The 21,870-nt window shown below is 70.4% G+C and carries 17 protein-coding genes; 14 read left to right on the top strand and 3 right to left on the bottom strand.

Going from position 1 to position 21,870, the window contains the following annotated elements; genetic code table 11:
• Window positions 1–21: 21 nt before the first annotated feature.
• Window positions 22–1,152, top strand: coding sequence for an aromatic ring-hydroxylating oxygenase subunit alpha (locus ABT041_RS13135; RefSeq protein ID WP_351183326.1), 1,131 nt, complete (start codon window positions 22–24; stop codon window positions 1,150–1,152).
• Between the two features lies 1 nt (window position 1,153).
• Here ABT041_RS13135 and ABT041_RS13130 read toward each other — a convergent pair whose 3' ends face one another.
• Window positions 1,154–1,951: an IclR family transcriptional regulator gene (locus ABT041_RS13130; protein ID WP_052499527.1), complete on the bottom strand. Its 798-nt coding sequence runs from the start codon at window positions 1,949–1,951 to the stop codon at window positions 1,154–1,156.
• A gap of 151 nt (window positions 1,952–2,102) precedes the next feature.
• Here ABT041_RS13130 and betA point away from each other — a divergent pair, with 151 nt between their 5' ends.
• The gene (gene betA, locus ABT041_RS13125) at window positions 2,103–3,773 is read left to right on the top strand and encodes a choline dehydrogenase (RefSeq protein WP_351183324.1); all 1,671 of its coding nucleotides are present in this window, start codon (window positions 2,103–2,105) and stop codon (window positions 3,771–3,773) included.
• A 3-nt stretch (window positions 3,774–3,776) separates the two neighbouring features.
• Window positions 3,777–4,613: a methylenetetrahydrofolate reductase gene (locus ABT041_RS13120; RefSeq protein ID WP_351183322.1), complete on the top strand. Its 837-nt coding sequence runs from the start codon at window positions 3,777–3,779 to the stop codon at window positions 4,611–4,613.
• A gap of 64 nt (window positions 4,614–4,677) precedes the next feature.
• Here ABT041_RS13120 and purU read toward each other — a convergent pair whose 3' ends face one another.
• The gene (gene purU, locus ABT041_RS13115; RefSeq protein ID WP_351183320.1) at window positions 4,678–5,571 is read right to left on the bottom strand and encodes a formyltetrahydrofolate deformylase; all 894 of its coding nucleotides are present in this window, start codon (window positions 5,569–5,571) and stop codon (window positions 4,678–4,680) included.
• 205 nt (window positions 5,572–5,776) lie between these two features.
• Between purU and ABT041_RS13110 the strand changes: the two genes are divergently transcribed.
• The 10 genes from ABT041_RS13110 (at window position 5,777) to ABT041_RS13065 (ending at window position 20,824) form a co-directional block, all read left to right on the top strand.
• Window positions 5,777–7,246: an aldehyde dehydrogenase family protein gene (locus ABT041_RS13110; RefSeq protein WP_351183318.1), complete on the top strand. Its 1,470-nt coding sequence runs from the start codon at window positions 5,777–5,779 to the stop codon at window positions 7,244–7,246.
• Window positions 7,247–7,266: 20 nt separating this feature from the next.
• Window positions 7,267–8,355: a quaternary amine ABC transporter ATP-binding protein gene (locus tag ABT041_RS13105; protein ID WP_351183316.1), complete on the top strand. Its 1,089-nt coding sequence runs from the start codon at window positions 7,267–7,269 to the stop codon at window positions 8,353–8,355.
• Entirely contained in the window at window positions 8,355–10,328 is a 1,974-nt protein-coding gene (locus tag ABT041_RS13100; RefSeq protein ID WP_351183314.1) for an ABC transporter permease, read from the top strand. The genes ABT041_RS13105 and ABT041_RS13100 overlap by 1 nt, the downstream gene beginning before the upstream one ends.
• Before the next feature lie 11 nt (window positions 10,329–10,339).
• Window positions 10,340–11,317: an ABC transporter substrate-binding protein gene (locus tag ABT041_RS13095; RefSeq protein WP_351183312.1), complete on the top strand. Its 978-nt coding sequence runs from the start codon at window positions 10,340–10,342 to the stop codon at window positions 11,315–11,317.
• 205 nt (window positions 11,318–11,522) lie between these two features.
• The gene (locus ABT041_RS13090; RefSeq protein WP_351183310.1) at window positions 11,523–13,961 is read left to right on the top strand and encodes a GcvT family protein; all 2,439 of its coding nucleotides are present in this window, start codon (window positions 11,523–11,525) and stop codon (window positions 13,959–13,961) included.
• A 22-nt stretch (window positions 13,962–13,983) separates the two neighbouring features.
• On the top strand, window positions 13,984–14,496 hold the full coding sequence (locus ABT041_RS13085; protein ID WP_351183308.1) for a tetrahydrofolate dehydrogenase/cyclohydrolase catalytic domain-containing protein: 513 nt from the start codon (window positions 13,984–13,986) through the stop codon (window positions 14,494–14,496).
• On the top strand, window positions 14,493–15,776 hold the full coding sequence (gene glyA / locus ABT041_RS13080) for a serine hydroxymethyltransferase (RefSeq protein ID WP_351183306.1): 1,284 nt from the start codon (window positions 14,493–14,495) through the stop codon (window positions 15,774–15,776). The genes ABT041_RS13085 and glyA overlap by 4 nt, the downstream gene beginning before the upstream one ends.
• Window positions 15,773–17,005: a sarcosine oxidase subunit beta family protein gene (locus ABT041_RS13075; protein ID WP_351183304.1), complete on the top strand. Its 1,233-nt coding sequence runs from the start codon at window positions 15,773–15,775 to the stop codon at window positions 17,003–17,005. Before glyA ends, ABT041_RS13075 begins: the two co-directional genes overlap by 4 nt.
• Window positions 17,006–17,016: 11 nt before the next feature.
• A complete protein-coding gene (locus ABT041_RS13070) occupies window positions 17,017–20,229 on the top strand; it encodes a sarcosine oxidase subunit alpha family protein (protein ID WP_351183302.1) in 3,213 nt (1,070 codons plus the stop codon).
• Entirely contained in the window at window positions 20,222–20,824 is a 603-nt protein-coding gene (locus ABT041_RS13065; RefSeq protein WP_351183300.1) for a sarcosine oxidase subunit gamma, read from the top strand. Before ABT041_RS13070 ends, ABT041_RS13065 begins: the two co-directional genes overlap by 8 nt.
• 95 nt (window positions 20,825–20,919) lie before the next feature.
• Here ABT041_RS13065 and ABT041_RS13060 read toward each other — a convergent pair whose 3' ends face one another.
• Window positions 20,920–21,717, bottom strand: a complete 798-nt coding sequence (locus ABT041_RS13060) for an IclR family transcriptional regulator (RefSeq protein ID WP_351183298.1) — start codon at window positions 21,715–21,717, stop codon at window positions 20,920–20,922.
• A gap of 51 nt (window positions 21,718–21,768) precedes the next feature.
• Here ABT041_RS13060 and ABT041_RS13055 point away from each other — a divergent pair.
• The coding region (locus tag ABT041_RS13055) for a serine dehydratase beta chain (RefSeq protein WP_351183699.1) at window positions 21,769–21,870 on the top strand (102 nt) is incomplete at its 3' end.

Genomic DNA, 21,870 nt, shown 5'->3' with positions numbered 1-21,870 from the left:
ACGTTTTCCGAGGAGTGCACCGTGACTTCGACCAGCCTGCCGGACAGCCTGATCGCCACCCTCCCCGGCTCCTCCTACACGGATCCGGCGATCTTCGCCCAGGAGCAGGAGCGCATATTCGAGACCATGTGGTTCTGCGTCGCGCGCGCCTCGGAACTGGCGAAGCCCGGCGCCTTCCGCACCGTCGACGTGGGCCGCGAGAGCATCCTCGTCACCCGCGCGAGGGACAACTCCGTCCGCGCCTACTTCAATGTGTGCCGGCATCGCGGAGCCAAGCTCTGCACCGAGGAGACCGGCGAGGTCAAGCGGGCCTTCCAGTGCCCGTACCACGCCTGGACGTACGACCTGAACGGCAAGCTCGTCGCCGCGCCCAACCTCACCAAGATGCCCGACGTCGGCCGCACCGAGTACGGCCTGGTGAGCGTGGCCGTCCGCGAATGGCTCGGATATGTCTGGGTCTGCCTGGCGGAGAACCCGCCCTCCTTCGAGGAGGACGTCATCGGCGCGGCCGTCACCCGCCTCGGCGATCTGGAGTCGATCGAGCGCTACGACATCGACAACCTGTCGGTCGGCAGGCGGATCGTCTACGACGTCAAGGCCAACTGGAAGCTCATCATCGAGAACTTCATGGAGTGCTACCACTGCGCCACGATCCACCCCGAACTCACCGAGGTGCTCCCCGAGTTCGCGGACGGCTACGCGGCCCAGTACTACGTCGGCCACGGTGCCGAGTTCGGCGAGGAGATCCGGGGCTTCACCGTCGACGGCTCCGAGGGTCTCGACCGCATCCCCGGGGTCACGGAGGAACAGGACCGCCGCTACTACGCGATCACCGTCAAGCCGCAGGTCTTCATCAACCTCATTCCCGATCATGTGATCTTCCACCGGATGTACCCGGTGGCCGCCGACCGCACGATCGTCGAGTGCGACTGGCTCTATCTTCCGCACGTCGTCGAGAGCGGCAAGGACGTCACCCGTTCCGTGGAACTCTTCGACCGGGTCAACCGCCAGGACTTCGACGCATGCGAGCGCACGCAGCCCGGCATGAGCTCCCGGATGTACGCCAAGGGTGGCGTGCTGGTGCCCAGTGAGCACCACATCGGGGCCTTCCACGACTGGGTGAACGAGCGCCTTGGAAACCCCCAGGGGTGACTCAGCCCATGTAGCCCATCCGGTGGCTGATCTCCTCCGCACCCTTGAGCAGCACCGGGGAGAGCTCGTGCAGGCGCTCCTCGGTGAAGCGGTACGAGGGTCCGGAGGCGCTGAGCGCGGCGATGACCGTGCCGTCCCGGCCGCGGATCGGGGCGGCCATCGCGTGCAGGCCGATCTCCAGCTCCTCCAGGGTCCACGCGTAGCCGCGCTCGCGGGCCTCGGCGAGGTTCTTCTCCAGCTTCGTCCGCGAGGTGAGGGTGTGCGGAGTGGACTTCTTCAGGCCCGCCTCGGCCAGCAGCGCGGCCCGCTCCTCGGCGGGCAGGTGGGCCAGCAGGATCTTGCCGCTGGAGGTGGCGTGCAACGGGGTCAGCTGGCCGACCCAGTTGTGCGCGGTGACGGCACCGGGGCCGCGTACCTGGCAGAGGTTGATCGCGTAGTGCTCCTGCATGACGGCGATGTTGACCGTCTCGCCGATCTCCTCGGCGAGCCGCTCGCAGACCGGGCGGCCCTGCTGGGTGATGTCGATGCGTCCGGTGACCGCACCGGCCAGCCGGACGATCCCGAAGCCGAGCCGGTACTTGCCCCGATCGCCCGCCTGCTCCACCAGGCCGCGCGCCTCCAGGGCGCCGAGCAGGCGGAACGCGGTGGACTTGTGGACGTCGATCTCGGCGGCCACCTCGCTGACGCCGGCCTCTCCGCGCTGGGCCAGGATCTCGAGGACGCTGATGGCGCGGTCGACCGACTGCACTCCACCGGCCGGCGAGTTCGACGCTTCGCTGTCTTGGCTGTGGTTGCTCATGGCGAAACTATACGCGCGGTAAACAACGTCGTCGCAAGCTTCGAAGCCCAAATAAAAACCTCTGCAAGTTGCGTTGTTCGCAACCTGGTGCGCATTACGATACCGGATTAGCATGCCCCGCATATCTACGGCGCGAGCGAGACGAGGCACTATGGCTCCCCTGCAATACGACTTCGTCATTGTCGGCGGCGGATCGGCCGGCAGCGCACTGGCGAACAGGCTCTCCGCGGACCCGGCGAACCGGGTGCTGGTACTGGAGGCCGGCCGCTCCGACTACCCGTGGGACGTCTTCATCCACATGCCCGCGGCGCTGACCTACCCGATCGGCAGCCGCTTCTACGACTGGAAGTACGAGTCCGAGCCCGAGCCCCACATGGGCGGCCGGCGCGTCTACCACGCCCGCGGCAAGGTGCTCGGCGGCTCCAGCAGCATCAACGGCATGATCTTCCAGCGGGGCAACCCCATGGACTACGAGCGCTGGGCCGCCGACCCCGGCATGGAGACCTGGGACTACGCCCACTGCCTCCCGTACTTCCGGCGGATGGAGAACTGTCTCGCCGCCGACCCGGACGACGAGTTCCGCGGCCACGACGGCCCCCTCGTCCTCGAACGCGGCCCGGCGACCAACCCGCTCTTCGACGCCTTCTTCAAGGCCACCCAGGAGGCGGGCTACGCCCCCACCGACGACGTCAACGGGTACCGGCAGGAAGGCTTCGCCAAGTTCGACCGCAACGTCCACCGCGGCCGCCGCCTGTCGGCCTCGAAGGCGTACCTCAAGCCGGTCAGGAAGCGGCCCAACCTCACCGTCAGGACCCGCTCGCTGGTGACCCGCGTGCTCTTCGAGGGCAAGAAGGCCGTCGGCGTCGAGTACCAGCGCGGCAAGGGCGCCCTCCAGCAGGTCCGCGCCAAGGAGGTCATCCTGTGCGGCGGCGCGATCAACTCCCCGCAGCTTCTCCAGCTCTCGGGCGTCGGCAACGCGCAGGAGCTGAGCGCCCTCGGCATCGACGTCGTCCACGACCTGCCGGGCGTCGGCGAGAACATGCAGGACCACCTGGAGGTCTACGTCCAGTACGCCTGCAAGCAGCCGGTCTCCATGCAGCCGTACATGGCGAAGTGGCGGGCGCCCTTCATCGGCCTGCAGTGGCTGTTCCGCAAGGGCCCGGCCGCCACCAACCACTTCGAGGGCGGCGGCTTCGCCCGGAGCAACGAGGACGTGGACTACCCCAACCTGATGTTCCACTTCCTGCCCGTCGCGGTCCGCTACGACGGCTCCTCGCCGGCCGGCGGCCACGGCTACCAGGTGCACGTGGGCCCCATGTACTCCGACGCCATCGGCTCCGTGAAGATCAAGAGCAAGGACCCGCGCGAGCGCCCGGCGCTGCGCTTCAACTACCTCTCCACCGAGCAGGACCGCCGGGAGTGGGTCGAGGCCATCCGCGTCTCCCGCAGGATCCTCGGCCAGCCCGCGATGTCCCCGTACAACGACGGGGAGATCTCGCCCGGCCCGCAGGTCGAGACGGACGAGGAGATCCTCGCCTGGGTCGCCAAGGAGGGCGAGACGGCCCTTCACCCGTCCTGCACCTGCAAGATGGGCACCGACGAGATGTCCGTCGTCGACCCCACCAGCATGCGCGTGCACGGCCTGGAAGGCATCCGCGTGGTCGACGCGTCGGTGATGCCGTACGTCACCAACGGCAACATCTACGCACCGGTGATGATGATCGCCGAGAAGGCCGCCGACCTGATCCTCGGCAAGGAACCGCAGGCGCCGTCGAAGGCCGCGTACTACCGCCTCCGTGACGCCCGGAAGCAGGCCGGGTAGACCTTGGCCACCGCCGGACTGAGGGCGCTGCTCGACAGCGTCCGCTACGAGGTGCTGCCCGCGAAGTCGACCGAGGACAAGGTCCTCGCCCATGTCCCGCGCGACGTCGTCGTCACCGTGACGGCGTCGCCGGTCAAGGGCCTGGAGCCGACCCTCGACCTCACCGGCCGCCTCGCGGCGAACGGTTACCGCGCCGTCCCGCACGTGCCCGCGCGGCTGCTGCGGGACGAGGCCCACCTGAAGGACGTCGTCGATCGGCTGCGCGAGGCGGGCGTGGACGACGTCTTCGTCCCCGCGGGCGACGCCGATCCGCCGGCCGGGGCCTACGACGGGGCGCTGCCGGTGCTGCGGAGGCTGAGCGAGCTGGGCCGGCCCTTCGCCCGCGTCGGCGTCACCGGTTATCCCGAGAGCCATCCGCTCATCCACGACGACGTCACCGTCCAGGCCATGTGGGACAAGCGCGAGCACGCCACGTACATCGTGAGCAACCTCTGCTTCGACCCGCGGGTGCTGGGGGAGTGGATCGCCCGTATACGACGCCGGGACATCACCCTGCCCGTCCACCTCGGCGTCGCGGGGCCCGTGCAGCGGGCGAAGCTGCTGGCGATGGCGACCAAGATCGGCGTGGGGGAGTCGACGCGCTTCCTGACCCGGCACGCCTCGTGGTTCCTGCGGTTCGCGACGCCCGGCGGGTACTCGCCCGAGAGGCTGCTGGCGCGCGGCGAGAAGGCGCTCACCGCCCCGTCGGCGGGGGTGGCCGGGCTGCACCTGTTCACGTTCAACCAGATCGCCGAGACGGAACGGTGGCGCCGTACCGTGATCGACCGGCTCGGAAGCTGAAGGGCGTCGTACGCGCGAGGGGGCGGGGCTGGAAGACCGGCCCCGCCCCCTCGCGCCGTACCGCTCAGCGGAAGACCACCGTGCGGTTGCCGTACACCATGACGCGGCTCTCGCTGTGCCACTTCACCGCGTGCGCGAGCACCTGTGCCTCCACGTCCCGTCCGACCGTCACCAGGTCCCCGGGGTCGAGCGAGTGGTCCACCCTGACCACGTCCTGCTCGATGATCTGTCCCTCGTCCAGGTCCGGTGTCACGTAGTGCGCCGTCGCGCCGACGAGCTTCACCCCGCGGGCGTAGGCCTGTTCGTACGGGCGCGCGCCCTTGAAACTGGGGAGGAAGGAGTGGTGGATGTTGATGGCGCGGCCTTCGAGCTGCTTGCACAGGTCGTCGGAGAGGATCTGCATGTAGCGGGCCAGCACGACCAGGTCGACGTCCAGCTCGCGTACCAGCTCCATCAGGCGCGCCTCGGCCTCGGCCTTGGTGTCCTTGGTGACGGGGATGTGGTGGAAGGGGACGCCGTAGGTCTCCGCCAGTCCCTCGAAGTCCCGGTGGTTGGAGACGATCGCGGGGATCTCGATGTTGAGGGCACCGGTGCGCCGGCGGAAGAGCAGATCGTTGAGGCAGTGGCCGAACCTGGACACCATGATGAGCGTCCGGGTCGGGGTCGACGCCTCGCTCAGGGTCCAGTCGATGCCGTAGGCCTCGGCGACGGGACCGAATCGGAAACGCAGGGTTTTCGCATTCGTGTCCGGGTCGGAGACGTCGAAGTGGACCCTCATGAAGAAACGGCCCTGGAGCCGGTCGTCGAACTGCTGGCTCTCCACGATGTTTCCCGAGTTCCTGACGAGGAAGCCGCTCACTGCGTGGACGAGGCCGGCGCTGTCGGGACACGAGAGGGTGAGGACGTATTCACGCCCGGGCTGCGGTCGAGGGTACTTGGGGGACACAGCGACCTCCATTGGTGCGTCATGCACAACAGGGTGAGCGATACGCAACATGGTCGGCTCGACTCCCCTGGTGGTCAAGGGTGGTTGTGCAAGTGCCGACCCGGTGAAATCGTCATGCGCCGACCTCTTGACGCAGGTCTGCAGGTTCGCCATGGTGTTCCACCACAAGCAATTGAATGCATGATGCGCAACGCATTTCGGCTGAAGGGCTTGGCGCGTGGCAGACCTGTATGTGGCTGGGGAATGGCGGGATCCGGTGGCCGGCGGACGCCGGGAGCTCCGCTGTCCCGCTGACGGCTCGCTCACCGCGACCGTCTCGGAAGGGACGCGCCCCGACACCGAGGCGGCGATCGCCGCGGCCCGCCGGGCCTTCGACGAGGGCCCCTGGCCGCGCACCTCCGAGCGGGAGCGCGGCGCGCTGCTGCTGCGCACCGCCGACCTCATCGAGCGCGACGCCAAGGAGTTCGCCCGCGCCGAGTCGCTGGACACCGGCAAGCGGCTGGTGGAGAGCGAGTACGACATCGCCGACGTCGTCTCCTGCTTCCGCTACTACGGCGGGATCGGCGGCATCGACGCCGGGCGTGTGATCGACACCGGCCGCGACGACGCCGTGAGCCGCGTCGTCTACGAGCCGATCGGTGTGTGCGGGCTGATCACCCCCTGGAACTACCCGCTGCTGCAGGCGAGTTGGAAGGTCGCACCGGCCCTCCTCGCCGGCAACACGATCGTCCTCAAGCCCAGTGAACTCACCCCCTCCACCTCGATCCTGCTGATGAAGGCGCTGGAGGAGGCCGGGCTCCCGGCCGGCGCCGCCAACCTCGTCCTGGGCGCCGGGCCCGAGGCGGGCGCCCCGCTCTCCGAGCACCCCGCCGTCGACATGGTCTCCTTCACCGGCGGCCTGGAGACCGGCAAGCGGATCATGGCCACCGCCGCGGCGACCGTGAAGAAGGTGGCGCTGGAGCTCGGCGGCAAGAACCCCAACGTGGTCTTCGCCGACGCCGACTTCGAGACGGCCGTGGACTTCGCCCTCACGGCCGTCTTCCTGCATTCCGGGCAGGTCTGCTCGGCCGGCGCCCGGCTGATCGTCGAGGACTCGCTGCACGACCGGTTCGTGGACGAGGTCGTCCGCCGCGCCCGGCGGATCCGCCTCGGCGGGCCCTTCGACCCCGAGGCCGAGACCGGAGCGCTGATCTCCGCACGGCACCGGGAGAAGGTCGAGGCGTACGTCGCGGCGGGCCTCGCCGAGGGCGCCGTACTGCGCTGCGGAGGGGAACGGCCCGACGATCCGGCCCTCGGAGGCGGCTTCTACTACCCGCCGACCGTCCTCGACGAGTGCCGGCAGGACATGCGTGTCGTGCACGAGGAGTCCTTCGGACCCGTGCTCACCGTCGAGCGCTTCACCGACGAGGACGACGCCGTGCGCATCGCCAACGACACCGAGTACGGACTCGCCGGAGCCGTGTGGACGCAGGACGCCGGCAAGGCCCAGCGGGTCGCCCGGCGGCTGCGCCACGGCACGGTGTGGATCAACGACTACCACCCCTACGTGCCGCAAGCGGAATGGGGTGGCTTCGGGCACTCGGGCGTGGGCCGGGAGCTGGGACCGACCGGCCTGGACGAGTACCGAGAGCCCAAACACATCTGGCAGAACATCCAACCCCGGCCGCAGCACTGGTTCCGCGGCTGAATGCCGAAGAGAGGTCGACCATGACCCCAACGCAGACCCAGGTGTCGCAGCGGCACGGCGCGCACCAGGATTCGTACGGCACTCCGGTCATATCCGTGCGCCGGCTGTGGAAGGTGTTCGGGCCGAAGGCCGACCAGGTACCGGACTCCGAGGAGCTGCGCGGCCTCACCCGCCGCGAGCTCATGGACCGCACCGGGTGCACCGCCGCCGTCCGCGATGTCGATTTCGACGTCCGCAAGGGCGAGGTGTTCGTCGTCATGGGCCTGTCCGGCTCCGGCAAGTCCACGCTGGTGCGATGTCTGACCCGGCTGATCGAACCCACCGCCGGGGAGCTCGTCTTCGAGGGCGAGGACATCCGCGAGGCGGACGGCAGGCGCCTGCGCGAGCTGCGGCGCCGCAAGTTCTCCATGGTCTTCCAGCACTTCGGGCTGCTGCCCCACCGCCGGGTGGTGGACAACGTGGCCTTCGGTCTGGAGATCCGCGGCATGAGCAGGGCCGAGCGCACCGCGCGGGCCCTGGAGGTCGTCGAACTCGTCGGCCTCGCAGGCTACGAGAACTCCTACCCCGACCAGCTCTCGGGAGGCATGCAGCAGCGCGTCGGCCTCGCCCGGGCGCTCGCCGGGGACCCCGACGTGCTCTTCTTCGACGAGCCCTTCTCGGCACTCGACCCGATGATCCGCCGCGACATGCAGAACGAGGTCGTCCGGCTGCACCGCGAGGTCGGCAAGACGATGGTCTTCATCACCCACGACCTCTCCGAGGCGCTCAAGCTGGGCGACCGCATCCTGATCATGCGCGACGGCAAGACCGTCCAGTGCGGCACCGGCGACGAGCTGGTGGGCGCCCCGGCCGACGACTACGTCCGCGAGTTCGTGAGGGACGTGCCGCGCGGCGATGTGCTGACCCTGCGGTGGATCATGCGTCCGGTGGGGCCCCATGACGCCCTGGACGGTCCCGAGCTGGGCCCGGACGTCGTGGTGAAGGAGGCCACCCGGGCGGTACTGGCGGCCGACAGGCCGGTCAAGGTCGTGGAGAACGGCACGTTGCTCGGCATCGTCGGCGACGAGGAGATCCTCGCGGTGGTCGCCGGGCAGGAAGGCGGCGCGTGATGGCCGTCGCCCTGGAGAAGTCCGCCCCCCTGGCCGGCGTACGACGGGTCGGCCGGCGCACGGTGGTGGCGGCGATCCTGGCCGCCTGGCTGCTGCTCTTCGTGCTCCTCCGCGGAAAGCAGACCCTGGCCCTGGCGGCGGCGGATCTCACCGACCTGCACCGGTGGTTCAACGACGTCAACGACTCGATCGGCGCGGACCGCAACTCCAACCCGCTCTTCCTCTACTTCTTCAACGAGATCCGCCTGGTCATCGACAACCTGGTGACCTTCATCCAGCACCTGATCTCGCAGCCCCCCGCCGGCCGCCCCGTCCCGGAGATCGGATGGCTCGGAGTCGTCGGCCTCGCGGGCTACGTCTCCTGGGCGGTGGGCAACTGGCGGGTCGCCCTCCTGGCCGTGGCGGGCTTCACCTTCCTGGGGCTGCAGGGGCTGTGGCAGGAGAGCATGGACACCCTGTCGCTCACCCTCTCCGCGGTCCTCGTGGCGCTGCTGTTCGCGATCCCGCTGGGCGTGGGGGCGGGGCTGTCCGACCGGTTCAACCGGATCGTGACGCCCTTCCTGGACTTCATGCAGACGATGCCGACCTTCGTCTACCTCGCCCCGCTGACCCTGTTCTTCCTCATCGGCGGGGCCTCCGCCACGATCGCCACCGTGATCTACGCGGCACCGCCCGCGATCCGCATCACCGCGCACGCCATCCGCTCTGTCCCCGAGACCACCGTGGAGGCCGCCGAATCGCTGGGTGCGACACGAGGTCAGGCACTGCTGAAGGTCCTGCTGCCCATGTCCAAGCGGACCGTGGTGATGGGCGTCAACCAGTCGATCATGGCCGCCCTGGCCATGGTGACCATCGCCGCGCTGATCGACGCGCCCGGCCTCGGCAAGACCGTCATCCAGGCCCTTCAGTCGCTCGATGTGGGAACGGCCTTCAACGCGGGACTCGCCATCGTCGTCATGGCGATCGTCCTCGACCGGGTCACCACCGCGGCCGGCGCCCGCCAGGAGACGGCCCGGCGTTCGAAGAACCGCCTCCTCACGTGGCGCAGGCCCCTGCTCGGCGCGGGCGCGGCGGCCACGGCGGTCCTCGTCTACCTGTCGCACACCTATGTATGGGCGGCGGAGTTCCCCGGTGACGGCGGCATCGGCGGCTCCATCGCGAGCGCCGCGGACACCGTGACCGCCTGGGTGCAGGACAACCTCTCGGGCCTCACCAACGCCTTCCGCGACGGCATCACCAACGGCCTGCTCAATCCGCTCCAGACGCTGCTCACCGACTCCCCGTGGTGGCTCGTCGGCGCGGTGCTGATCGCACTCGGCGCCGTGCTCGGCGGTTGGCGGGCCGGGGTCACCACGACGGTGTGCGTGGGTCTGCTGGTCGGCACCGGCCTGTGGTCGGACGCCATGACGACGCTGGCGTCGACCCTCGTGGCGACGGTGCTGGTCATGCTGCTCGGCGTCGTCCTCGGGGTGTGGATGGGGCGCAGCATGCTCGTGGACCGGGTGCTGCGGCCCTCCCTGGACGCGGCACAGGTGATGCCGCCGTTCGTCTACCTCGTGCCGTTCCTGGCCCTGTTCGGCGCGACCCGCTTCACGGCCATCGTGGCCGCGGTCGTCTACGCGGTGCCGGTCGCCATCAAGATCATCGCGGACGGGGTGCGGGCCGTGCCGGGCACCACCGTCGAGGCGGCCGTGTCCGCCGGGTGCAACACCTGGCAGATCATCACCAAGGTGCAACTGCCGATGTCCCGCGGCGCCCTGACGCTCGCCACCAACCAGGGCCTGATCTACGTGCTGTCGATGGTCGTCGTGGGCGGCCTGGTGGGAGCGGGCGCCCTCGGCTACGACGTCGTGGCCGGATTCTCGCAGGGCCAGCTGTACGGGAAGGGACTCGCGGCGGGACTCGCGATCGTCCTTCTCGGAGTCATGTTCGACCGGATCACCCAGGCAGCGGCGCGACGCGCGAGCGCGTAAGGAGCACCAGCATGGCAGCACAGGTACGACAGTGGAGAATCGGCACGGCCGGCGCAGCCGTCGTGACCGTCCTCGGCCTGACCCTCACCGCCTGCGGCGGCGCGAAGGTCGGTGTCGACTCCGCGGGTCCGGGCAGCCCGGGCAAGTGCGGCACCTTCAATCTCGCGGTCAACCCGTGGGTGGGCTACGAGGCGGACGCGGCGGTCGTCGCGTACGTCGCGCAGCACGACCTCGGCTGTACGGTCGCCAAGAAGGCCCTGAAGGAGGAGATCGCCTGGCAGGGCTTCGGGACGGGCGAGGTCGACGCAGTCCTGGAGAACTGGGGCCACGACGATCTGAAGAAGAAGTACATCACCCAGCAGAAGACCGCCGTGAGCGCCGGCTCGACCGGCAACAAGGGCATCATCGGCTGGTACGTGCCGCCGTGGCTGGCCAAGGCGCACCCGGACATCACCGACTGGAAGAACCTGAACAAGTACGCGTCGGAGTTCAGGACCTCCGAGTCGGGCGGCAAGGGCCAGTTGCTGGACGGCGACCCGTCGTACGTCACCAACGACGCGGCGCTGGTGACGAACCTGAAGCTGGACTTCAAGGTGGTGTACGCGGGCAGCGAGACCGCGCTGATCCAGTCCTTCCGGAAGGCCGAGAAGAACAAGGAATGGGTGATCGGCTACTTCTACGAGCCGCAGTGGTTCCTGTCCGAGGTGCCGTTGGTCAAGGTGAATCTTCCCGCGTACACGACGGGCTGTGACGCCGACGCGGCGAAGATCGCCTGCGACTATCCCGTGTACGACCTCGACAAGATCGTCAGCGCGAAGTTCGCGAAGTCCGGCAGCCCGGCCTACCGCCTGGTGAAGAACTTCACGTGGACGAACGACGACCAGAACACCGTGGCCAAGTACATCGCGGTGGACAAGATGTCGCCCGAGGCGGCGGCGAAGAAGTGGGTGGAGGCCAACCGCGACAAGGTCGACGCCTGGCTCAAGTAGCCCACGTAGAGAAGACGGTCCGAGATGCCCGGCGGGCGGTGTGCACCTGTGTGCGCCGCCCGCCGGGCATTGCCGCATTTCGGGCTGTTCGCCGGCGTCACCGACCCCTTGACACCCCTCTCCGTGACCGGCACATTGAGTTGCGCAACCTGAACCACGTTGCGCAGCAAGCAACTTGACTGGTTTTGAATCAGGAGGTGCGGCGATGGCGGGACCCCGAGTGGTGATCATCGGAGCGGGTGTCGTGGGAGCGGCGCTCGCGGACGAGATCTCCGCGCGCGGCTGGACCGAAGTGACCGTGGTCGACCAGGGCCCGCTCCCCGCGACCGGGGGCTCCACGTCACACGCCCCCGGCCTGGTCTTCCAGACGAACTCCTCCAAGACCATGACCGAGCTGGCCCGCTACACCGTCGAGAAGTTCTGCTCCCTCGACGTCGACGGCAAGCCCTGCTTCCTGCAGGTCGGCGGCCTCGAAGTGGCGACCACCCCCGAACGCCTCGCGGAACTGCACCGCCGCCACGGCTGGATCACCGCCTGGGGCATCGAGGCCCGCATGCTGAGCGCCGACGAGTGCGTCGAGCGGCACCCGCTGGTGAACCGGGGCAGGATCCTCGGCGGACTCCTGATCCCGACGGACGGGATCGCCAAGGCCGTCCTCGCCGTCGAGGCGCAGATCCGCCGGGCCACCGAACGAGGCGTCACCTTCCTCGCCCGCCACGAGGTGCTCGACATCCGGCAGAGCGAGGGCCGGGTGACCGGCGTCCTCACCGACCAGGGCGAGATCGCCGCCGACATCGTGGTGTGCTGCGCCGGCATCTGGGGCCCGAAGATCGCCCGCATGGCCGGCATGAACCTTCCGCTGACCCCGCTCGCCCACCAGCTCGCCTGGACCGGCCCGGTCCCGGCGCTCGCGGGCCAGACGGAGGAGGCGGTACGACCGATCCTGCGCCACCAGGACGCCGACCTCTACTACCGCGACCGCTTCGACGGCATCGGCATCGGCTACTACGGCCACCGCCCGATGCCCGTCTCGGCCGACGACATCCTCTCCGTCGACGAGGCCGACCACATGCCCTCGGTCCTCGAGTTCACCGAGGAGGACTTCGAGGACGCCTGGACCGAGACCCGGTCGCTGCTCCCCGCGACTGCGGAGGCCAAGGTCGAGGAGGGCATCAACGGCCTGTTCTCCTTCACCACCGACAACTTCCCGCTCCTCGGCGAGTCCCGGGACGTCAAGGGCTTCTGGGTGGCGGAGGCGGTGTGGGTCACCCACTCCGCGGGCGTGGGCCGCGCCATGGCCGAATGGCTGGTCGACGGCCACTGCTCGTCCTTCGACCTGCACGAGTGCGACGTCAACCGCTTCGAGCCGCACCAGCTGTCCCCGGAGTACGTCCTGGCCCGCGACTGCCGGAACTTCGTCGAGGTCTACGACATCATCCACCCCCTCCAGCCGTCGGGGGACCCGCGCCCGATCCGCACGAGCCCCTTCCACACCCGCCAGCAGGAGCACGGCGCGTTCTTCCTGGAGGCGAGCGGCTGGGAACGCCCCCAGTGGTACGAGGCCAACGCGGCGCTGGTCGCAGGCCGCAACATCCCCACCCCGAACGACTGGGCCGCGCGGTTCTGGTCGCCCGTCGTCGGCGCAGAGGCACAGGCCACCCGTGAGACCGTCGCGATGTACGACATGACGGCCCTCAAGCGACTCGAGGTCAGCGGCCGGGGTGCCGCGGACTTCCTGGAGGGACTGACCACCGGCAAGGTCGCCAAGTCGGTCGGCTCGGTGACGTACACCCTGCTCCTCGACCACGACGGCGGCATCCGCAGCGACGTCACCGTCGCCCGGCTGGCCCCCGACCTCTTCCAAGTCGGCGCCAACGGCAACCTGGACCTCGACTGGCTCACCCGCCACCTCCCGGCCGACGGGACGGTCCAGGTGCGCGACATCACCGCCGGCACCTGCTGCATCGGCCTGTGGGGACCCCTGGCCCGCAAGGTCCTGCAGCCGCTGACGGACGAGGACTTCTCGGGCGACGGCCTGAAGTACTTCCGCGCCAAGCGCGCGTACATCGGCTCGGTGCCCGTCACCGCGATGCGACTGTCGTACGTCGGCGAGCTCGGCTGGGAGCTCTACACCACCGCCGACCAGGGCCTGAAGCTGTGGGACACCCTGTGGCAGGCGGCCCAGCCGCTCGGCGGCGTCATCGCCGGCCGCGGCGCCTTCAACAGCCTCCGCCTGGAGAAGGGCTACCGCTCCTTCGGCACCGACATGACCTACGAGCACGATCCCTACGAGGCCGGCGTCGGCTTCGCCGTCAAGCTGGACAAGGGCGACTTCATCGGCAAGGCAGCCCTGGAGCGCCGCAAGGAAGACGTACGGCGCAAGCTGACCTGCCTCACCATCGACGACCCGCAGTCGGTCGTCCTGGGCAAGGAGCCGGTCTACGACGGCGACCGCGCGGTCGGCTACGTCACCAGCGCCGCCTACGGCTACACGATCGGCAAGGGCATCGCGTACGCCTGGCTCCCGACGGAACTCACCACCCCCGGCACCACCCTGCACATCGGCTACTTCGACCGGCGCGTCGAGGCGGTCGTCGCCGAGGAGCCGCTGTTCGACCCGACCATGTCCCGTCTCCGTGGCTGACGCCGAGGAAGAGGTACCGCCGGTGACCGCACACGTCCTCGACGGCAAGGCGACCGCCGCAGGCATCCGCCGGGAACTCGCCGAACGCGTGGCCAAGCTGACCGCGGCCGGCGGCCGCCCGCCGGGGCTCGGCACCGTCCTCGCCGGCGACGACCCGGGCAGCCACGCCTACGTCTCCGGCAGGCACCGCGACTGCGCCCAGGTGGGCATCGCCTCCCTGCGCCGCGAGCTGCCCGCCGACGCCACCCAGCCGCAGGTCGAGGCCGTCATCGACGAACTCAACGCCGACCCGGCCTGCACCGGCCACATCGTCCGGCTCCCGCTCCCGCGTCAGGACATGCTGCGCCCCGGCGCGGCGGTCCTGGACGTCGGCATCACCCGCACCGACAACGGCCTGGCCGGCGACGTGCATCCGGACGCAGCCCAGGTCGCCGGATGGATCGCCCCCATGCCCGGAGGCGTGGGACCCATGACGCGGGCCATGCTGCTCGCCAACGTCGTCGAGGCCGCCGAGAGGAACGCGAACACCGTATGAACGCGCTGAACACCCCCCTGGCGGAGCTGGACCCCGAGGTCCACGCCGCTCTCCGCGCCGAACTGCACCGCCAGCAGTCCACCCTCGAGATGATCGCCTCCGAGAACTTCGCGCCGTCCGCCGTGATGGAGGCCCAGGGATCGGTCGCGACCAACAAGTACGCCGAGGGCTACCCCGGCCGCCGCTACTACGGCGGCTGCGAACACGTCGACGTCACCGAGCGCCTGGCCATCGAGCGCGTCAAGTCCCTCTTCGGGGCCGGCTTCGCCAACGTCCAGCCGCACTCGGGCGCACAGGCGAACACCGCCGTCTTCTTCGCCCTCCTCCAGCCCGGTGACACCGTTCTCGGCCTCGACCTCGCGCACGGCGGCCACCTCACCCACGGCATGCGCATCAACTACAGCGGCAAGATGCTCAACGTCGTGCCGTACCACGTCTCCGAGACCGACCACCTCGTCGACATGGAGGAGGTCGAGCGGCTCGCCAAGGAACACCGGCCCAAGATGATCATCGCGGGCTGGTCGGCGTACCCCAGGAAGCTGGACTTCGCGGCCTTCCGGCGGATCGCCGACGAGGTCGGTGCCCTCCTCATGGTCGACATGGCGCACTTCGCGGGCCTGGTCGCCGCCGGACTGCACCCCAGCCCCGTCCCGCACGCGCACGTGGTCACCACCACGACGCACAAGACACTCGGCGGTCCCCGCGGCGGAGTCGTCCTCACCGACGACGCGGACCTCGCCAAGAAGATCAACTCGGCGGTGTTCCCCGGGATGCAGGGCGGTCCGCTGGAGCACGTCATCGCCGCGAAGGCGGTCTCCTTCAAGGTGGCGGCGTCGCCCGAGTTCGCCGAACGCCAGGCCCGTACGCTGGCCGGCGCCCGCCTCCTCGCCGAGCGCCTCACCCGGCCCGACGCGGCCGCGGCCGGAGTGAAGGTCCTGACGGGCGGCACGGACGTGCACCTCGTCCTCGTCGACCTGCGGGACTCCGAACTCGACGGAAAGCGGGCCGAGGACCTGCTGCACGGGATCGGCATCACCGTCAACCGCAACGCCGTCCCCTTCGACCCGCGCCCGCCCATGGTCACCTCCGGCCTGCGCATCGGAACGCCGGCCCTGGCCACCCGAGGCTTCACCGAGGAGGACTTCGCCGAAGTCGCCGACGTGATCGCACTGGCCCTCGGGCCCGAGCCGGACGTGGCCGCCCTGCGCGCCCGCACCGAGACGCTCGCGGCCAAGTACCCGCTCTACCCGCACCTTTCGGAAGACGGAGACGTCCGATGAGCCCCAGCACCCCAGGCGCCGACCTCCCTGACCACCCCGACTGGCTCTGGCGCGATCCCGAGCCCAAGCGCTCGTACGACGTGGTGATCGTGGGCGGCGGCGGACACGGCCTGGCCACCGCCCACTACCTGGCGAAGAACCACGGCATCACCGACGTCGCGGTGCTGGAGAAGGGCTGGCTGGGCGGCGGCAACATGGCCCGCAACACCACGATCATCCGCTCCAACTACCTGTGGGACGAGAGCGCCGGCATCTACGAGCACGCGCTCAGACTGTGGGAGAACCTCGAGGAGGAGCTGGACTACCCGATCCTCTTCTCCCAGCGCGGCGTGCTGAACCTCGCCCACAGCCTGCAGGACGTACGGGACAGCGTGCGCCGGGTGGAGGCGAACCGGCTCAACGGCGTGGACGCCGAGTGGCTGGACGCGGAGCAGGTCAAGGAAGTCTGTCCGATCGTCAACGTCTCCCCGGACGTCCGCTACCCGGTCCTCGGCGGCACCTACCAGCCGCGCGCCGGCATCGCCAAGCACGACTACGTGGCCTGGGGCTTCGCCCGCTCCGCGGACGCCGCCGGCATCGACATCATCCAGAACTGCGAGGTCACCGGCCTGGACGTGGTCGGCGGCCGAGTGGTCGGCGTCCAGACCACGCGCGGCCCCATCGGCGCGGGCAAGGTGGCCCTGTGCTCCGCCGGCCACACCTCGGTCCTCGCCGCCATGGCGGGCATCGAACTCCCGCTCCAGAGCCACCCGCTGCAGGCCCTGGTCTCCGAACTCCTGGAGCCGGTCCACCCCACGGTGGTCATGTCCAACGCCGTCCACGTGTACGTCAGCCAGGCGCACAAGGGCGAGCTGGTGATGGGCGCCGGCATCGACGCGTACAACTCCTACACCCAGCGCGGCGCCTTCCACATCATCGAAGAGCAGATGTCCGCCGCCCTGGAACTCTTCCCGGTCTTCGCCCGCGCCCACGTGCTGCGCACCTGGGGCGGCATCGTCGACGTCAGCCCGGACGCCTCGCCGATCGTCGGCCTCAGCCCGGTCGACAACCTCTATCTCAACTGCGGATGGGGGACGGGCGGTTTCAAGGCCACCCCGGGCCTCGGCTGGGTCTACGCCCACACCATCGCCCACGACACCCCCCACCCCCTGAACGCCCCCTTCTCGCTCGACCGTTTCACCACCGGCGCGCTCGTCGACGAGCACGGCGCGGCCGCGGTGGCCCACTAGGGAGCCGAACCATGCTGCTCATCCCCTGCCCGTGGTGCGGGCCCCGCGACGAGGCCGAGTTCCACTACGGCGGCCAGGCACACGTGCCCTACCCCGAGGACCCCGCCGCCCTCACCGACGAGGAGTGGGCGCGGTACCTGTTCTTCCGCGACAACCCCAAGGGCCCGTTCGCCGAGCGATGGAGCCATGCGGCGGGCTGCCGCAGGTGGTTCAACGCGGTGCGCGACACGGCGACGAACGAGATCCAGGACGTCTACAGGGTCGGGGAGCCGCGCCCGGCCGCCACCGAGCCACGGCCGACGAACCCGGCCCACCCGGGGAAGGCCGAGGGCGATCCCGAAGGGCGATGCACGACCACCGGCGCGCAGACGGGGACGACACGGGAGTTCCCCGCATGGGGCGTGCCCGGTCAGGCGTTCCGTCTGGCGGGAGGCGGTCGGCTCGACCGTGACGACCGGCTGGGCTTCACCTTCGACGGCATCCGGTACGAAGGCTTCCGGGGCGACACCCTCGCCTCCGCCCTCCTCGCCAACGGCGTGATCGCGGCGGCGACCAGCATCAGGCTCGGCCGCCCCCGCGGCATCTTCTCGGCCGGCGTGGAGGAACCCAACGCGGTCGTCCAGATCGAGGCCCCCTTCCCCGAGCCCATGCTCCCCGCCACGACGGTCGAGCTCTACGACGGCCTGGTCGCGAGCAGCCTCCCGGGACAGGGACGCCTCGCCACCGAACCGGACCCCGCCCGCTACGACGCCGTGCACGCCCACTGCGACCTGCTGGTCGTCGGCGCGGGCCCCGCCGGCCTCGCGGCCGCCGCGGCGGCCGCGCGGAGCGGCGCACGCGTCGTCCTCGCCGACGACCAGCCGGAACTCGGCGGCAGCCTGCTCGGCACCGGCGAACACCTCGACTGGGTGGAGGCGACCCGGGCACAGCTCGAAGCCGCCCCGGAGGTACGCGTCCTGCGGCGCACCACCGTCTTCGGCCACTACGACGACAACCACCTCCTCGCCGTCGAGCGCCGCACCAACCACCTCGGCGCCGAGGCCCCGGCCCACGTCTCCCGCGAGCGCGTCTGGCGGATCCGCGCCCGGCGCGTGGTCCTCGCGACCGGCGCCCACGAGCGCTCACTGGCGTTCGGAGACAACGACCGCCCCGGTGTGATGCTGGCCGCCTCGGCCCGGACGTACCTCCACCGGTACGCCGTTCTGCCCGGCCGACACGCGGTCGTCTTCACCACCAACGACAGCGCCTACGCCGCCGCACTCGATCTGGCGGCGGCGGGAGTGGACATAGCCGCGATCGTCGACACCCGGCCCGAGCCGGGGGAGTGGGCCGAGCGTGCCCGGTCCGCCGGGATCGAGGTGCTGGCCGGGCACGCGGTCACGGACACGGAGGGCGGGGCCCGCCTCACCGCCGTGACGGTCGCCCCGTACGGGGAGTCCGTGGGACGACGGCAGTTCGCCGTCGACCTGCTCCTGGTCTCCGGCGGCTGGAACCCGGTCGCGCATCTGTTCAGCCAGGCGGGCGGCAAGCTCCGCCACGACGACGTACTCGGCACGTTCGTGCCCGACAGCTGCCGTCAGGCGGTGGACGTCGCGGGCAGCGCGAACGGGGCCTTCGATCTCGCCACGACCCTCGCGCAGGGCGCGGCGGCCGGCGCCCGCGCGGTCGAGGCGGAGGGCTACACCGCCGAGGCGCCGGCCCTCCCGGCCGTCGCCGCCCGTCCGCACACCCCTCCCATGCGGGTGTTCTCCGTCCCCACCGGCACCGGAGCCCCCCGGTTCGTCGACCTCCAGCGCGATGTCACGGTCGATGACCTGGGACGGGCGACCGGGGCGGGCCTGCGCTCGGTGGAGCACACCAAGCGCTACACCACGGCCGGCACCGCCAACGACCAGGGGAAGACGGGCGGGGTCCTGGCGAGCGGGATCGTCGCCGAACTCCTCGGCGTGGACGTCTCGGCGCTCGGCCTGCCCACGTTCCGGCCGCCGTACACCCCCGTCTCCTTCGCCGCCCTCGCAGGCCGCGACCGCGGCGCGCTGTCCGACCCGGTCCGCACGACCGCCCTCCACGCGTGGCATGTCGCGCACGGCGCCCTGTTCGAGAACGTCGGCCAGTGGAAGCGGCCCTGGTACTACCCGCAGGACGGCGAGGACATGGACGCGGCCGTACTGCGCGAGTGCCGCGCCGCCCGCGAGGGCGTGGCCTTCATGGACGCCTCCACCCTCGGCAAGATCGACGTGCAGGGCCCGGACGCCGCGGTCTTCCTCGACCGGCTCTACACCAACATGATGAGCACCCTGAAGGTCGGCATGATCCGCTACGGCGTCATGAGCCGCCTGGACGGCATGATCTTCGACGACGGCACGGTCATCCGCGTCGCCCAGGACCGCTTCCTGGTCACCACCACCACGGGCAACGCGGCCGCCGTACTGGACTGGATGGAGGAGTGGCTGCAGACCGAGTGGCCCGAACTCCGCGTCCACTGCGCCTCCGTCACCGAGCAGTGGGCCACCGTCGCCCTGGTCGGCCCGCGTTCCCGCGAGGTGCTCGGCTCGCTCGCACCCGGACTGGCGGTCGCCAACGACGACTTCCCGTTCATGGCGTGGCGGGAGACGACGGTCGCGGGCATCGACGCGAGGGTGTGCCGGATCAGCTTCTCCGGCGAACTCGCCTACGAGATCAACGTGTCACCGTGGGAGGCCCTCGCCCTGTGGGAGGCGCTGTACGAGGCAGGCGCCCCGCACGGCATCACTCCGTACGGGACGGAGACCATGCACGTCCTGCGCGCGGAGAAGGGGTACCCGATCATCGGCCAGGACACCGACGGCACGGTCACCCCGCAGGACCTCGGCATGAGTTGGGCGGTGTCCAAGAAGAAGCCCGACTTCATCGGCAAGCGCTCCTACGCCCGCGCCGACACCGTCCGCCCCGACCGCAAGCACCTCGTCGGCCTCCTCCCCGAAGACCCGGCCGCCCTCCTCCCCGAGGGCACCCACCTGGTCGCCGACAGCGAACTGCCCGCCCCGCCCGTCCCGATGCTCGGGCACGTCACCTCCAGCTACCGCAGCGCGGCGCTCGGCCGGACCTTCGCGCTCGCCCTGATCAAGGGCGGCCGGGACCGCATCGGCGAACGCCTCTACGCACCCGTCGGCGGCCGGCTGCTGCCGGTGACCGTCGCAAGCCCCGTCCTCTACGACCCCGAGGGAGCCCGCCGCGATGGCTGACACCGCTCCGACCGCATGGCAGCGCAGCCCGCTGGCGCATGCCGCCGACCGCCTGGCCGCCGCGACGCGCTCCTCCGGGGGCGCGGTCCGCCTGGCCGAAGTCCCCTTCCTGGCTCAGCTGAACGTCCGCCTCGACGCCAAGAGCCCGGCGGCGGACGCCGTCGGACTCGCTCTGGGACTCCCACTGCCCCTGGAGCCCGACACCGTCGTGCGCGTGGGGGATCTGGGCGCGGTGTGGCTCGGCCCCGACGAATGGCTGGTGGTGGGCAGGCCCGGCGCCCAGCGGGACCTGGAGAGCCGGATCCGCTCGGCGGCCGGGGACGAGCACGTCTCCGTCACCGACGTCTCCGCCCAGCGCACCACCGTCCTGGTCGGCGGACCGCGTGCCCGCGACCTGCTGTCCCACGGCTGCCGGCTGGATCTGCACCCGCGCGCCTTCGGCCCCGGCCGTTCGGCCCAGACGACGCTGGCCCGCACCCAGGTCGTCCTGGTGGCCCGGGACGAGCCCAGGGCAGGGTTCTGGGTGCTTGTGCGCTCCTCCTTCGCCGGCTACCTGACGGACTGGCTCCTTGACGCGGCCGTGGAATACGGGTGAACCGGGCCGGTGCGGCGGCGCTCCGCGCCGCCGCACCGGGGATGGTGCACGCCTCCCGGTACGAGCGGCGCCCCGCCCCGGGGACCGGGGCAGGCTCAGCCCGCGTAGCCCATCCGGTGGCTGATCTCTTCGGCGCCCCGGACCAGCAGGGGCGCGAGCTCGTGGACGCGCTCCTCGGTGAAGCGGTACGCGGGGCCGGAGGCGCTGAGGGCTGCGACTGTCTCCCCGTGGTGGGAACGGATCGGCGCCGCGACGGCGTGCAGTCCGAGCTCGAACTCCTCCAGCGTCACTGCGTACCCGCGCTCCCGCGCCTGGGCGAGGTTCTTCTCCAGCTTGGTCCTCGCGGTCAGGGTGTGCGGCGTCAGCTTCTTCAACCCGGATGCCGCGAGCACGCCGGCGCGCTCCTTCTTCGGCAGATGGGCGAGCAGGATCTTGCCGCTGGACGTCGCGTGCACGGGGGTGAGCTGCCCGACCCAGTTGTGCGTGCCGACCGCACCCGGGCCGCGTACCTGGTAGAGGTTGACCGCGTAGTGCTCCTGCAGGACGGCGATGTTGACGGTCTCGCCGATCTCCTCGCTGAGTCGCTCGCACACCGGCCGGCCCTGCTGCGTGAGGTCGAGACGGCCCGTGACCGCCCCCGCCAGACGGACGATCCCGAAGCCCAGCCGGTACTTGCCCCGCTCGGCGGCCTGCTCGACCAGGCCGCGCGCCTCCAGGGCGCCGAGCAGGCGGAAGGCGGTGGACTTGTGGACGTCGATCTCGGCGGCGACCTCGCTGACGCCCGCCTCACCGCGCTGGGCGAGGATCTCCAGGACGCTGACGGCGCGGTCGACGGACTGCACCCCGTTCACCGCGGGCGCCTGCGTTTCGCCATGTGCCGAGTGGTTGCTCATAGCGCAACTATAAGCAAGGTCGGATCATTCAGCCTCACAAGGAGTCCTCCCGTGGCCCTCTCGGTCTTCGACCTGTTCTCGATCGGCATCGGTCCGTCGAGCTCCCACACGGTGGGCCCCATGAGGGCTGCCCGGATGTTCGCCCGCCGCCTG

The sequence above is a fragment of the Streptomyces sp. NPDC002825 genome, from assembly GCF_040295385.1.
GTDB lineage: Bacteria > Actinomycetota > Actinomycetes > Streptomycetales > Streptomycetaceae > Streptomyces.
The sequence above is the reverse complement of the archived record's forward strand: the minus strand, read 5'-3'. Positions and strand labels throughout refer to the sequence as shown.